The sequence below is a fragment of the Nocardioides insulae DSM 17944 genome, from assembly GCF_000422825.1.
Classification (GTDB): domain Bacteria; phylum Actinomycetota; class Actinomycetes; order Propionibacteriales; family Nocardioidaceae; genus Nocardioides; species Nocardioides insulae.
Window position 1 is genome coordinate 1 of sequence record NZ_AUGU01000004.1, and the last position, 14727, is coordinate 14727.

Consider the following 14727-nt stretch of genomic DNA (forward strand, 5'->3'; position numbering starts at 1 on the left):
CGGCGGAGCTCGACCGCAAGCTGAAGTGACCACTGCAGTGCTGGTCGACTACATCGACCAGCACCGCGAGGAGTTCGGGGTCGAGCCGATCTGCACCGTCCTACGACGGGCCGGGATGCCGATCGCCCCGAGCACCTACTACGCCGCCAAGACCCGCCCGCCTTCGGCGCGGACGGTCGCGGACGCTGAGCGGCTGGAGTTGATCCGGAAGGTCCATTCCGACAACTACGGCGTCTACGGGGTCCGCAAGATGCACGCCGAGCTACGGCGTCGTGGGCATCGGATAGCTCGCTGCACCGTGCACCGGCTGATGCGCGCCGACGGCCTGCGTGGGATCAGCCGATCGAAGGGACCCCGCACGACGGTTCCGGGCACCGGCGAGGACGCCCGCCGTGATCACCTGGACCGCAACTTCGTCGCAGCTGCACCGAACCGGGTCTGGGTCGCCGACATCACCTACTGCCGTACCTTCGCCGGCTGGGTCTACGCCGCTTTCGTCATCGACGTCTACTCCCGCCGCGTCGTGGGCTGGCAGGTGTCGAAGAGCCTGCGCACCGACCTCGCCCTGGATGCCCTCGAGATGGGGCTATGGACCCGCGAGCACGCCGGCCACGACACCACCGGCGTCATCGCACACTCCGACAAGGGAGTTCAGTACCTCGCCGTTCGCTACACCCAGCGACTCGCCGAGGCCGGCGCCGTCGCATCCGTCGGGTCGACCGGCGACAGCTATGACAATGCCCTCGCCGAGGCGTTCAACTCGCTGTTCAAGGCCGAACTGGTCCGCAACCGCGGTCCGTGGAAGTCCATCGACGACCTCGAGATCGCGGTCGCCGAGTACATCGACTGGTTCAACCACAGACGCCTGCACGGCGAGATCGGGCTCGTCCCACCAGTCGAGTTCGAAGACAGCTACTACCGGCACAACCCCGCGCCGACTAACGTCGACGCGTCAGTTCAGAGCCTCCACTGAACCCGGCACGCGACATGCTTCTGATCAAGCCATCGTTGTGGGCCAGGGTCGGCGCCGGCACCCCGCGCCCGCCGGACAGATCCCGGGCATGACACCCCCGAGGGGTCAGGCGATTCAGGAGTCACAACGCGCACCGGGTGACCGGCGCTAACCCTGCCAGTCAGCCCCAGGCCGACCGTCACGAAGACTTACAGGCGATTCAGCTACTCGCACGGACTCCATCCCGTGTGATCACGGATCGCGAGCGCGCGCTCGTAGAAGGCGTTGGCCGGTCGATTGAGAGGTCCAGGTCGAGACACCATCCATTGTCGGAGGGGAACCGGTGGATCGATCTCGAAGACCGCGGCCCCGCCGAGGCGGGCCAGTTTAGCGCGTGCCGTCGGCAGCATTGCGGCACCGGCGCCGGAGAGGACAAGCGGGATCACTGCCTCTGAGTGTCCTGCCCAGACTGCAATGTCTGGGTAGATATCCCACCTCGTGAACTCCGGGGTCAAGTGGTCCCGTTCAGTGGCTTGCTCACCAACGACGAACCGCACTCCACGGAGCTGTTCACGCGTGACCGTTCCAGCATCCTTGAACATGCCCGGTGGCGCGACGACGGCGAACCGATCCTCAAAGACCAACTCGCACTTCAGACCTTGCTCTCGCGGTGCCTGGGGTGAGGTCGCGAACCCGAGATCGCAAATGCCGGTGCGTACGAGGTCGGCTGCTTGGTGGATGTTCGGAACCGGGTGGACGGCGATCCGGATCAGCGGATGCTTCAACTGCAGTCCACTCGTCACCTTCGGAAGAACGCCGTATGCCACGGACGAACTCATGGCCACGGTCACATCGCCGTGAAGGTCTTCATCTTGCTCGAGCCCAATCGACTCAATCGCACTGATGTCGCGGAGCACCTGGCGAGTCGGCCCAACAAGCGAGCGGCCGACGTCGGTCAGTACCGATTGCCTGGAGGTCCGGACGAACAGAACCACCTTGAGTTCGCGCTCCAGCGCGCGAATCGCTTGCGAAAGCGACGGTTGGGCGACTCGGAGGTGCGCAGCCGCCCGGTTGAAGCCGCCGTGATCGACGACGGCGAGGAAGTACTCAAGGTGTCTCGTGTTCAACGGTCGCCTCCGGAGTGCTCGAATCCCGCCACGGCGACCAGGGTTACATACGGTGCGGTTATCGCCAACCCACTCGGCGGTAGGTGACGCCTATGGCCGAGATTCACTATTGATCTTTGACGGTGGGTCGAGTTCGCCAGTTCACTGAGGGTCGTTGGGTGATGTAAGTCACTCAAGCCTCGAGCGGGAAGTCCACGAGGACTCCTGGCTGCGAACCTCTACGACCGAAAGTACGGTGACATGCGCCGCGTAATCGACATGGAAGCAGACCTGCCGCCTGCGGAGGATGGAACGCCGCGCCATACGGACGCTGCGGCGGAATCGTCGCTGATGCGCGTCGGGCCGGAACGGATGCCGGAGCTGGAAGGGTACGGCTTCCGCAATTACGACACCATCTTCAGTAGTAAGGGAGACTCGTCGCCCGGGGAGTCGCTCGACAGCTATACAGCGAGGATGGAGCGGGCCAGCATAACCTTGGGAGTAACGCGAGCCGAGAACAATGCCGCGACGGCTCAATTGCTGCGCGACTACCCGGGCCGTTTCCTTGGCTTGTCGTACGTGAGTCCGCTCGACGGCATGCGTGCCGTGAGAGAACTAGAGCGCTCAGTGCGCGAGGACGGTCTTGGCGGATTTTCCGTGTCTTCCTTGTACAACAACATCCCAGCAAGCGATCGACGCTACTACCCGCTGTACGCGAAGTGTGTCGAACTCGATGTCCCAGTTCGCATCTACACCGCGATGAACTACGCGAACGATCGGCCGTACGACGTCGGACATCCGCGCCACCTGGATCCGGTGGCCGTGGACTTCCCGGAACTCCGCATCGTTGCGGGGCTGGGAGGATGGCCATGGGTGAACGAGATGACGGCTCTACTCCGCCGTCATCCCAATCTCTACTGCGACACTGCCGCCCATCGTCCCAAGTATTTCGGGAAGGCCGGATCCGGCTGGGAGCAGTTCCTGCACTTCGGGAACTCGCTGATCCAGCACAAGGTGATGATCGGGCTCTCGGCAAGCCTTATCGGTGAGCAGTTCGAGGTGCTGATCGACGAGTACGAACAGCTTCCGCTGAAGGCCACCGTGCTTGATCGTTGGTTCCATGACAACGCAATGGAGTTCTTCCGTTTGGGGTGATACCGACCTCAGAACTGACTCGAACGAGATGGAGGTGATTCCATGCTGTGGTTCGTTGCACGTCGTGTTGCCCAGGCCGTCCCGATGCTCTTGAGCGTTATCCTGCTGATTTTCGTCCTGATGCAATTTACGCCGGGAGACCCGGTCCAGGCGATGGTCGGTCAGTATCCGGTTCCGCAGTCGTTCCGCGATTCTCTCACGGCGGAATACCACTTGAATGCGCCGGTTTGGACGCAGTACTGGTACTTCCTTGTCAACCTCGCACACGGCAACATGGGCTATTCGTACGCCTCTCACGAGTCGGTGACCTCGCTCATCGCCGAGAGACTTCCGAATACACTCCTGCTCGCCGGCTCGGGATACATCGTCGGCATCGTTCTGGGCGGCGTGGTCGGATTGATCACCGCGACGACAAAGCGACGAGGTTTCGACACCCTCATGCAGACGGGCGTCGTTACCGCCTACGCCATCCCTAGCTTCTGGCTGGGTCAACTCCTGGTGATGCTGTTCGCGGTCCACTTGGGTTGGTTTCCGACACAGGGTATGGCGCCTGTCGATTCGAACGCCACGGGGATCTATTGGTTCTTAGAGCGTCTGTCCTATTTGATACTCCCGATGCTGACATATGCGGTCTATGAGGGCGCTCGTGTCACCCGACTCACGCGAGTCAGTGTCATCGACACACTTAACCAAGGCTACATCGTGACAGCCCGAATGAAGGGGCTGTCACGCTGGCAAACCGTGCGCTCGCATGTGATCCGGAATTCGTCCCTTCCAGTTGTGACCGCATTGGGCTACTCGTTCGCGGTCGCCATGGGGGGCAGCGTCTTGATCGAGACCGTTTTCTCGTGGCCGGGCATCGGCCTGCTCCTCGTTGATTCGATCAAGCAGCGCGACAACCAAGTCGTCATCGGGCTCGTAGTCGTCATCGCTGTGGCGGTCATTGTGATGAATCTCCTCGTCGATATGGCTCACGCGCTGCTCGACCCCCGGATTCGTGCCTAGGCGGGATGGAAGAAATGTCACTTTCAGGAGACAGCGTCGATACGGCAGAGCTCGCTCCAGATCTCGATGCGCCGCGGCCCAACACTTCGCCCGGATGGTCCCGTGGGAACGCAACGCATGAGTGGTGGGCGCGAATGCGAGCCAGTCGATCGGGAATGATTGGGCTTGTAGTTCTGATCCTCCTCATTGCCATCGCAATGCTTGCCCCGTTGATCAGCCCGTACGCACCAAACGAGCTCGCGGGAGAGTCTCTGCAGGCTCCCTCTAGGTCACATCTCATGGGCACGGATAATGTTGGTCGTGACGTACTCTCCGTCGTGATATACGGCGCCAGGATTGCCTTGTTGATGGGGTTGTTGAGTGCAGGGCTCGCACTGTTGGTCGGCGGCCTAGTTGGTGGCGTCGCAGGATATGCTGGCGGTGCCATTGAAACAATTCTGATGCGAGTCACCGAGCTCTTCCAGATCATCCCTTTGATGGTGCTGGCACTCTTCGTGGTTGCATTGTGGGGATCTCACTTGTGGCTCCTGGTCGTCGCTGTGACCATCGCGATTTGGCCGCTCGAGGCTCGCATCGTTTATGGACAAGTGAAGGCGTTGAAGGATCGCGAATTCGTCCAAGTCGCACGCGTCGCCGGCGCACCTCATGCGCAAATCTTGGCCAGGGAGATTCTTCCCAACGCTCTCCCACCCGTCATCGTTCAAGTGTCGCTGGACGCCGGCCTGGCGATCCTGACGCAGACGAGTTTGGGCTTCTTGGGGCTGGGCGATCCGAATGCAGCAAGTTGGGGACAGCTGCTGTACGCAGCTCAGAGCTATTTGTCTACAGCATGGTGGATGAGTGTTTTTCCAGGGCTTGCCGTAGCCCTTGCCATCATCGCGTTCAGCCTATTGGGAGATGGCCTGAATGAGATCTACAACCCTCATCAGCGACGGGGCACTCTTGGGAGGAGTCGATGAGTATGCGAAGCGCTTCGATCGCCGAATGCGGACACGAAGAGTCGAATGCTGTCAAGGAAACGCAACTTCTTGATATCCATGACCTCGTGGTTCATTTCCTCCGCGAGGAGCAAGTCGTAAAGGCGGTTGACGGTGTCGACTTGCGCGTGAAGCCAGGTGAGTCCGTTGGCCTGGTCGGCGAGTCGGGATCTGGCAAGACGGTACTCTCAAGGTCGATCGCGCGTTTGATGGCGAACGCCGTGATCGATAAGATGTCGGGTCAGGTTGTTTTCCAGAACACCGACCTTCTATCACTGTCGGAGCGCGAGCTTGAGCGGCGCCGGCGTAAGAGCTTCCTGTCGATGGTATTTCAGGATCCTCTGGGCTACCTGAACCCCACGAAGCGTGTGGGACGGCAGGTTGCCGAGGCACTTCCTCCCGAGCTCTCGCGCCGATCTAGGCGTCATCGGGTCGCGGAGCTCTTCACACAAGTGGGTCTGCCGGGCGACAAGGCCTCCCTGCGTCTCTATCCACACGAGTTCTCCGGAGGCATGCGCCAGCGGGTGTTGATTGCCATGGCGTTGGCGAGCAGGCCACGCTTGCTCATTGCCGATGAACCGACGACCGCACTTGACGTCACGGTGCAGGTCCAGGTCCTCAACACACTGGAGAGACTGCATCGAGAGCAAGACATGGCTTTGCTCGTCATCACTCACGACCTGGCGCTGGTCGCCGAGCTCTGCGATCGCGTCTACGTCATGTACGCAGGGCAGATCGTCGAGTCTGGAGACGTGGAGACCGTCTTGAGCTCGCCACACCATCCCTATACACAAGGTCTGATCGCTTCCATGCCGGGGCAGCGACGCAGAATGAACAAGGTCGATGGCTTGGTGGGCTCGGTGCCAAATCTCGCCCTACTTCCGAGTGGCTGTCGTTTTCGTTCACGATGCCCGCACGCGTTTGACAGGTGCGAAGAGATGCCACCTCTCATGCCGACGAGTACCGGTAGTACCAGTCGTTGCTGGCTATCTGAACCTGAGGCGGAAGGTGAGGATCCGTCGTGAGTACGAGACCGGACCAGTCGGCGACAGCCGAAGGGGTGAGCATCGCCGGGGCCCCCCCGCCTCTAGCGGCAAAGGAAGTCAGTGTCGTCTATCGAACACGCGGCGATTTCGGCAGGCGCACAGCACGTCACGCGTTGAACAGGACTTCCATCGAAGTCAATTACGGCGAACTCGTCGCGCTCGTCGGTGAGTCCGGATCGGGCAAAAGTACGTTGTCGAAAGTACTTCTGGACCTCGCGTCTCCTTCTGCTGGAGAGGTCGCTTATCACGGAAAGGCGTTGAATACACTCACGAGAACTGAGATGCGCGCCTATCGCAACGAGGTGCAGGTCGTATTCCAAGACCCCGCGGCCTCACTGAATCCGCGACAGCGAATCTGGAAGTGCCTCGCCTCTGTACTGGAACTCAGAGGCGTACGGAGCCAACTCGAGTTGAACGAAGAAATCACGAAACTTTTGACGGGCGTTGGACTGAATCCGGCCGAGTCTTTTGCGCGACGTTTCCCGCACGAATTGTCTGGAGGTCAGCAGCAGCGTGTCGCGATCGCGCGGGCGTTAGCGATGAAACCTCGCATTGTCATCGCGGACGAACCGCTGTCTGCCCTTGATGTCTCGGTCCAGGCTCAGGTCCTCGATCTCATGATCGACCACCAAAAACGCACCAACGCCGGCTACCTGCTTGTGACCCATGACCTGAACGTCGTCCGGGCGGTGGCTGATCGGGTCGTCGTGATGTACCTCGGCAGCGTCGTCGAAATGGGTGATGCGGAGCAGATATTCGAGCGGCCGCAACATCCCTACACGCGCGCACTGCTGTCCTCACGCCTCAGCATCGATGCATCGAAGCGCCGAATCAGAGACCGTCCGATACTGACGGGCGATGTTCCATCAACAACCGCGATTCCATCCGGGTGTGCGTACCATCCGCGCTGCCCCATTGCCGTGGAACGTTGTTCTATCGATGCTCCGGAACCACGAGTCACCGGCGACGGATCCAGTGTTGCGTGCCATCTCGCAGAGTGAGAGAAGGGTGGCAGGACCCAGTCTCGAGGGGCAAATGGTCAGAGGTACGACACCGTGTGAATGGGAGACAAAATGAACCTGCGTTCAAAAAGGCAACTGACGTTTGGAACGGCGATCGTGTGTGCCACGCTCCTGGCGGCGTGCGGCTCGCCGAACAGTACTGATCAGGGAGGCGGTGACGGAAAGCCCCACCAGGGCGGAAGCGTGACACTAGCGGTCACGGGTGGTAGTGATCTCGGAAACCTGAATACGCAGATGACCTCAGACACGGGGCCACTGGTTGTCGCAGATCTATGGGCCGACGGGCTGTTCTCTTACGACGGCAGGGGTGACCGAGTCAACCACCTCGCCACCGGAGTCGATCTCAGTAAGGACCGGCGTACGTATACGATTTCACTGCGCAAGCATGTGAAGTTCTCGGACGGCACGCCGTTCAGTTCTGCCGACGTCGCATTCAATCTGGATGTGTTAGCGAAGTACAACACCTATCTCACTGCGATCCTGCCGAAGATTGACACTGTCGCCACCCCGGACGATTCGACAGTAGTGGTCACGCTGAAAGAGCCCTTCGCGCCCTTCCTCGACGCCTTGGATAAAGAGGTGTTCCCGATCTTGCCGAAGCATGTCTACGAGAAGGGGGATCCAGCGACCAACCCAGCGAACCAAGAGCCAGTCGGACTGGGCCCCTACAAGTTCGATTCCCAGGAGGGGGGCCAACTGATGACCTTCGTCCGCAACGCAAACTATTGGCAGGCCCCCAAGCCGTATCTGGACCAGGTGTTCGTTAAGTCGGTGCCTGATCCAGAGCAACAGGTCAATGCGCTTTTGAGTGATGAGGTCGGTTGGACCAAGCTCTCATATTCGAATGTGAAGAGAGTTCAGGAAGCCGGGAACAAAGCGGTGACGGCGAAGTCTGCGGAGACACCGGCGCCGGAAACATTGGTACTCGATCTGAATACGGCGGAGGGGGGGCCACTGGCTGACCCTGACGTGCGTAAGGCGCTCTACGTGGGGATTGATCGATCCAGGGTGATCGATGACGCGTATGACGGATTCGCGTCGGAACCACAGAGCGCGATTCCGACTGCCTTCCATGACCTCTACAACCCGGATGTTGATTACACCAGCGAGTATGCTTTCGACGCCAAGAAGGCCGGAAAGATGCTCGACGAAGCGGGTTACCCGATGAAGGACGGCCACCGCTTCTCAATCAAGCTTTCGTACATAACGGGTGACTCGGAGTACCCATTCGATGCGGCCGCCCGTATCCTTGCTGCCGAATGGAAGGACATTGGCGTGGACTTGACGCTGGACGGGCTGGACGCTCAAGTGTGGACCGACCAGGTATATACAAAGCAAGATTTTGATGTGTCGATGATCTCCCTCACCGGACGCACCGATCCAGTACTCGGGGTGGACCGGTCATTTCTCTGCAATGATGATCGCCTACCATTCGTCAACCCCACCGGGTACTGCGACCCTAAGTTCGATGCGGTGGCTCTGAAGGCCCAGCAGGCGGCGGCCGGAGATCGTCAGGCGATCTATGGCGAGTACGAGCAGATGATCTCGGACGCGCTCCCACAGCTTCCATTAGCGCAGGCGGATGCCTACGAAGGAGTTTCCACCAAGTTCGGTGGACTCGATAAACAGTTCGACATGGCCTATAACGAGCACTCGAACTGGGCCGATGTCTGGACTAAGTAGTCCGACGGTCCACTATCTCGCCAGCCACCTTGTGGGGCACCTCCATCGTGCTGTGCCCCACACGGTGAGCTCCGCGTTCCCGGCCACAGTCGATGCCCAGCCGTTCTCTTGGAGGAATCCCGCACCATGTCTGACCTTTCGCACATGCTTCGCCCTCGATCGATCGCCGTCATCGGTGCCTCCGAGACACGAATGGCCCAGGGGAACGTCGTGTTAGCCAATCTGTCAAACGCGGGCTACGAAGGGCAGGTGACTGTTGTCCATCCGACCGCACAGGTCATAGCGGGTCTCCCGACAGTCTCGTCGATCTCTGACCTGCCGGATGGGATAGATGTGGCGATGGTGTGCGTTCCGGCTCCATCGGTGGTCAATACGCTGGCGGGCCTGGAGAAGATCGGCTGCCCGGCTGCTATCACTGTCGCCGCCGGCTTCAGCGACGAGGAGGATCAGAGACTCCGTGAGGTTGTGGCGACGCTCGACATTGACGTAAGTGGACCCAACTGCATGGGTATGATCGATGTGGCTAACGGAGTCCCCCTCTATACGGCGCGTTATAGGGAGAACCTTCCTGCAGGCAAGGTGAGCGTCATTGCGCAGTCTGGTTCGGCTGCCATCGCCTTGGCCAATTTCCAAGGTATCGGATACTCGAAGATCATCACGAGTGGCAACGAGTACGGTGTCACGGCAGCGGACTACGTCGAGTGGCTCGCGTCGGATCCCGATACCGACGTTGTGGGCCTGATCGCTGAATCCGTCCGAGACCCGGAGCGGTTCGAGCGCGCGGTGCGAAAGCTTCACAAGAATGGTAAGTCGATCGTGGTGCTGAAGGTGGGTCGGTCCAAGGTCGGTGCCCAAGCCACATCGGCCCACACCCGAGCGATCGTCGGCGCGAACGAAGCGTACTCGGCGTACTTCAGACGCCTAGGCGTCCCGACCGTGCGTGATTATGACGAGCTCGGCTCGGCTTTGCAGTGCTTGTCTACCTCGCCTTATCGAGCGTCAGGCGATCGGATCGGGGTGATCTCGATCTCGGGTGGGCAAGGTGCACTCGCTTGTGATGTCGCTGACGAGGAAGGCATGCAGCTGGCAGAGCTCTCAGCGGAGGCATCGCGACGACTGCGCGAACTCATGCCTGGAACAAACGGGCTCAACCCCCTCGATCTGGGGGCAAGCGTTGGCTCGAAGGCCCACAGGTTCGATGCTCTGAAGGCATTCGCCGAGGACGATCAGGTCGACGCCATCGTGGTCATGCAGGATGCGCAAGACACGTTGCCGATTCATTCCAACCACGACTATCTCCCGCATGTTCGGAATATCGTTGAACTCGGCGCCGCCTTGCAGAAGCCGATTGTCCTAGTCTCGAACACGGGCGCCAATACTCATCACATGATCGACGACGTGGTCAAAGGAAGTCACGTCCCGCTCCTACGGGGAATGCGACCGGGGTTCGCGGGGTTGCGTACGCTCATCAACCACAGAAATGCGGCGCCATCCGTCGACGCTATCGAATTGGACGGCTGCCCCAAGCGAGACGTACTCGATCTCCTACGGAACGAGGTTCGCGCGGAGTCAGGGACGCTGTCGCGTCACATGACATTGCGGTTGCTCGAAGCGTACGGGATCCGCTACGCGCAGTCTGTTGTAGTCAACGACGAGAAAGCAGCGGTGGAGGAGGCGCAAAGACTTGGATACCCTCTGGTCGTCAAACTCGTGTCGGCGGGCGTCTCCCACAAGACCGACGTCGGCGGCGTTAAGACCGACGTCCGGGACGAAGCGATGCTGTGTGAAGCCATGAGCGAGATCCGAGGTGCTGCTGCGACGCAAGGTATCTCTGTCGACGGCTTCGAGCTGCAGGAGTATGTGACGGGGGACGTTGAGGCCGTCGTCGGATTCAGTGACGACGCCGTTCTGGGCCCGCTTGTCGTTCTTGGCACCGGCGGACTTCTGGTCGAGTTGGCCGACGACCATAGCTCTGCGCTCGCGCCGATCAGCGATCATGACGCGAGAAGAATGCTCACTGAAACTAGAATGGGGCGCCTGCTTTGCGGCTACCGCGGAATCATGCCCGTGACCGACTTGTCCGAACTGGAGGAGTTGACCCGGCGGATGGGGCGTCTGGCCAGTGACATGTCGGGGCTGCTGAGTGTAGGAGATCTGAACCCGGTCATGGTGAGTGCGGGATCAGGGCGCGCCGTCGTCGTCGACGCTTTGCTGATCTCCCGCACGTCGTGACTTGGTTGCCACATGAGTGTGACGTCTGTACCCCGGGTTGAGGAGCGCTTCCATCTTATCGGGCTCATCCCAATCGAGGGTGTAGCAGTTGGGGTCTGAACCCGCCGGTCTTTAGCAGCGATCTGGCGATGTAGTTGGTCAGGTTGCGGAACCCGAGCGCGCTGCCACGTATGTGCTCGAGCCGTCCGTTGAGCGCCTCGGTCGGGCCGTTGCTGGTGCCGGGCCGGTCGAAGTAGGCCAGCACGTCATCGACTCGCTTCTTCAGGGTCCGGCCCAGCGTGGTCAGCTCGGTCAACGTCTTCGGGACGCCGGCGCCGAGGTCGGTGATCAATTTGCCCATCAGCTCCCGACCGCGGCGCCGGTCCGCGTGACGGCACCGGTCCAAGGCGTCCTGACTCGTGCCACCTGGTGGTGATTTCGGGTCCGGTCGCTTATTTGTGCTGGTCAGCGGCTCGTGGACGGGCGGATTGACACACCCCGTGGATCGGCATGGTCGGGATTCGTGGTGTTCGTGCGGAAGGCTCCGGGCCGATCGGGGGCGACGAAGGTGCAGAAATCGCGGAGCGCCGTGATGGCCGAGACGTCGTGCTCGAGCACGTCGGCACAGCTCACGACGACGCCGAGTTGGGGGCGCTGATGGCGATGGCCGGCAAGAAGGTCTACCCCGGGCAGGGCGAACTGGACCTGGGAGGGATGAGCGGCTCCAGCGCCGTTGGACGGGCCGGGGCGGCGTTCCATCACCAGCAAGTCCAAAGCAGTGCTGTGGGAGGTGTTGAGGACCGGCTACGACCGGCTGGGATTCGACGCCATCGATGACGAGGCGTTCTCTCAACTCGTGCTGGCCCGGATCGTGGAACCGACCAGCAAAGCCGATTGGGACTGCTGCACGATCAGGTGACATCTTGACCTGCCCTACACCTTGGTTTCCAGGTTGAGTGTTGAGTCTTCAGGCGGAAACGGTGTCTGCGGGCGAGGCTAGCTCGTACTCGATGGGCGTCCGGTAGCCGAGCGCGGAGTGGCGGCGCTGGCGGTTGTGGAAGATCTCGATGTACTCGAAGATCGCGTTCGCGAGCTCGACCCTGGTCTTCCACTTGCGGCGGTTGAGGAGCTCGATCTGCATCGACGACCAGAAGCTCTCCATCATCGCGTTGTCCAGACCGTCGCCCACGGTGCCGAAGGACGGCAAGAGCCCCGCGGTCCGTACTCGGTCGCCGAAGGCCCAGGAGGTGAACTGGACTCCGTGGTCGGCGTGAACGATGCCGCCGGGTTCGGGCTGGCGGTTGCGGATGGCCATGTCGAGGGCGTTGACGACCAGCGTGGAATCTTGGCGCGTGTCGATGGACCAGCCGACGATGCGCCGACTGTAGGCGTCCAGGACCGCGGCGCAGTAGACCTTGCCTTCGCGGGTGGGGTGCTCGGTGATGTCGGTGACCCACAGCTCGTTCGCGCGAAGCCGGTGGAACTTGCGATTGACCAGGTCTTCGGCGGTGGCGACGCCCTTGAGTCGCTTGATCCGCGCAGGTCCTGGTAGCCCGTAGATCCCGGCTTGGGTCATCAGCACCGATACCAGCCGCGAGCTGACCTGGATCTTCATCGCCATCGTGAGCTCGGCGTGGACGCGGCGGTAGCCGTAGGTGCCGCGGGAAGCGACGTGGACCTCGCGGATCAGGCCGGTCAGCCACTTCCGGCGCAGCTGGGTGGCCGACAGCGGCCGGCGTTTGTAGCGGTAGTACCCCTGCCGGGAGACTCCGAGGACCCGGCAGGCGACATCGACGGGCATCCCGGCATCGGCCAGTCGGTCGATCACCGGGTGAACCCTTTTGGGTGCGGCTTGTCCTGGTCGAGGAACTTGGCGGCCTGCCGCACGATGGCGAGTTCGGTTTCGAGTTCACGGATGCGCTTACGGGCCGCACGAAGCTCGATCGATTCTGACGTGCTCACGCCAGGGCGTTCGCCGCGGTCGACCTGGTCTTGGCGAACCCAGGTGTGAAGGCACCCGGCGCTGATGCCGAGCTCGTAGGCGGTCTGCTTGACCTGCTTGCCTGAACGGACCAGCGCGACAGCACGTGCGCGGAACTCGGGCGGATAGGGACGAGGCACTCTCGGAGCCTTTCAGTCAGGCCCTCGACTCATCACCGAATTTGGAACCCAATCTGTAGGGCAGGTCAACCTGTCACCTGATCGTGCAGCAGTCCCATTCGGTGCGCGTGCTCGACGACTTGGGGATTCCGCACGCGTCGCTACGCACGATGTTCCGGTCCCTGCGCCGTGCCGAGGACGCGACTACCGGGCCACGATCGCGTCTGCGTGTTTTGCTCACGCAGCCATGGCCGTCGACGCGCGCTTGTGTCTCTACGACGTCACCACGCTCTACTTCGAAGCCGAGAAGGAAGACCCTGACACCGGCGGCAAGACGGGGCTACGCAAGGTCGGCTACTCCAAAGAACGCCGCGTCGATCCTCAGGTCGTGGTCGGGCTGCTCGTCGACCGCCGCGGGTTCCCCCTCGAGATCGGCTGCTTCGGATCAAGGCAGAGACCTTGACGATCTTGCCGATCGTCAAGCAGTTCCAGGACCGGCACAGCATCACCGACATGGTCGTCGTGGCCGATGCCGGGATGCCGTCCGCAGGCAACCTGCGTCAGCTCGACGACGCCGGTTGCGGTTCATCGTCGGCTCCCGGGTGACCAAGGCACCCAAGGACCTGGAGTCCCACTTCCGCTGGCACGGCGATGCGTTCACCGGTGGGCAGATCATCGACATCATCACCCCACGTGACCAACGCGGCAAGACGACCAGCGCCAGTGACCCGATGGTGAAGGCCGAGCCTGTCTGGAACCCCAAGCGACATCAACGTTCCTGGCGTGCAGTGTGGGCGTACTCGACGAAGCGTGCGGTGCGCGACAACAAGACCCTGACCTTGCAGGAGAACAAGGCCCGTGCAGTCGTGGACGGCGAGAAGACCGCGAAGACACCGCGGTTCGTCAAGACCACCAACGGTGCCAGGAGCCTGGATGAGGCATCGCTGACGCGGGCCCGCCGGCTGGTCGGCTTGAAGGGCTACGTCACCAACATCCCCGTCACGGTGATGGGTGCACGCGAGGTCATCGAGAGCTATCACGACTTAAGGAGGGTCGAGCAGTCCTTCCGGAAGTCGAAGACGGACCTGCGGGCGCGGCCGATGTTCCACCACACCCGCGACGCGATCAAGGCCCACCTGACCATCGTGTTCGCGGCACTTGCCGTCGCGCGTTACCTGCAAGAGGTCACCGGGCTCAGCGTCCGCAAGATCGTCCAGACGCTACGACCGCTACAGCAGATCAGCGTCCGTATCGCCTGGCACGAGCACGTCGCCCACAACCCACTCCCCCACAAGCCGCAGCGATCCTTCACACCCTAAAGCACGACCCGAACTGACAGACCCCGGTGGCACGAGTCAGGCGAGACCAAGGACGTCCCCACGGCCGACCTCGGCCACCGGCCCTCTCCCGACCGCGAGTCGGAGCTGGTCTCGGGGTGAGACCACGGGGCGGACCCCTTGCCCCTTCGGC

9 protein-coding genes, 5 pseudogenes and 1 other annotated feature are annotated in these 14727 nt (G+C 61.5%); of the genes and pseudogenes, 11 read left to right on the top strand and 3 right to left on the bottom strand.

From position 1 onward, the window contains the following. The first annotated feature begins 1 nt into the window (after position 1). Positions 2 to 130: a sequence feature (AL1L pseudoknot), on the top strand. Further along, on the top strand, positions 26 to 973 hold the full coding sequence (locus G515_RS0100535; RefSeq protein WP_157570944.1) for an IS3 family transposase: 948 nt from the start codon (positions 26 to 28) through the stop codon (positions 971 to 973). Its footprint overlaps the feature before it by 105 nt. Positions 974 to 1176: 203 nt before the next feature. Here G515_RS0100535 and G515_RS18770 read toward each other — a convergent pair whose 3' ends face one another. Then, a complete protein-coding gene (locus G515_RS18770) occupies positions 1177 to 2079 on the bottom strand; it encodes a LysR family transcriptional regulator (RefSeq protein ID WP_051217691.1) in 903 nt (300 codons plus the stop codon). Between the two features lie 240 nt (positions 2080 to 2319). Between G515_RS18770 and G515_RS0100545 the strand changes: the two genes are divergently transcribed. From G515_RS0100545 to G515_RS0100575, 8 genes and pseudogenes are all read left to right on the top strand, one after another. Continuing rightward, a complete protein-coding gene (locus tag G515_RS0100545; protein WP_028658565.1) occupies positions 2320 to 3213 on the top strand; it encodes an amidohydrolase family protein in 894 nt (297 codons plus the stop codon). A 42-nt stretch (positions 3214 to 3255) separates the two neighbouring features. Continuing rightward, on the top strand, positions 3256 to 4218 hold the full coding sequence (locus G515_RS0100550; RefSeq protein ID WP_028658566.1) for an ABC transporter permease: 963 nt from the start codon (positions 3256 to 3258) through the stop codon (positions 4216 to 4218). A gap of 14 nt (positions 4219 to 4232) precedes the next feature. Beyond that, a pseudogene (locus G515_RS23980) lies at positions 4233 to 4442 on the top strand (hypothetical protein); the annotation flags it as partial. 54 nt (positions 4443 to 4496) lie between these two features. Continuing rightward, entirely contained in the window at positions 4497 to 5177 is a 681-nt protein-coding gene (locus G515_RS0100555; RefSeq protein WP_245565106.1) for an ABC transporter permease, read from the top strand. Further along, positions 5174 to 6220: an ABC transporter ATP-binding protein gene (locus G515_RS0100560; protein ID WP_211220909.1), complete on the top strand. Its 1047-nt coding sequence runs from the start codon at positions 5174 to 5176 to the stop codon at positions 6218 to 6220. The genes G515_RS0100555 and G515_RS0100560 overlap by 4 nt, the downstream gene beginning before the upstream one ends. Further along, entirely contained in the window at positions 6217 to 7242 is a 1026-nt protein-coding gene (locus tag G515_RS22895; RefSeq protein ID WP_084652875.1) for an oligopeptide/dipeptide ABC transporter ATP-binding protein, read from the top strand. The genes G515_RS0100560 and G515_RS22895 overlap by 4 nt, the downstream gene beginning before the upstream one ends. 72 nt (positions 7243 to 7314) lie before the next feature. Beyond that, on the top strand, positions 7315 to 8946 hold the full coding sequence (locus tag G515_RS18775; protein ID WP_169570391.1) for an ABC transporter substrate-binding protein: 1632 nt from the start codon (positions 7315 to 7317) through the stop codon (positions 8944 to 8946). 126 nt (positions 8947 to 9072) lie between these two features. Further along, a complete protein-coding gene (locus G515_RS0100575; RefSeq protein WP_036553657.1) occupies positions 9073 to 11178 on the top strand; it encodes an acetate--CoA ligase family protein in 2106 nt (701 codons plus the stop codon). Positions 11179 to 11242: 64 nt separating this feature from the next. On the opposite strand, the pseudogene G515_RS0100580 reads toward G515_RS0100575, so the two are convergent. Further along, a pseudogene (locus tag G515_RS0100580) lies at positions 11243 to 11551 on the bottom strand (transposase); the annotation flags it as partial. A gap of 129 nt (positions 11552 to 11680) precedes the next feature. Between G515_RS0100580 and G515_RS23985 the strand changes: the two are divergent. Beyond that, positions 11681 to 12052: pseudogene (locus G515_RS23985) on the top strand (IS1634 family transposase); the annotation flags it as partial. Positions 12053 to 12124: 72 nt separating this feature from the next. Here the strand turns inward: G515_RS23985 and G515_RS0100590 are convergent. Then, positions 12125 to 13278, bottom strand: a pseudogene (locus G515_RS0100590) (IS3 family transposase). Positions 13279 to 13382: 104 nt separating this feature from the next. Between G515_RS0100590 and G515_RS23695 the strand changes: the two are divergent. Further along, positions 13383 to 14593: pseudogene (locus G515_RS23695) on the top strand (IS1634 family transposase); the annotation flags it as partial. Positions 14594 to 14727: the final 134 nt, after the last annotated feature.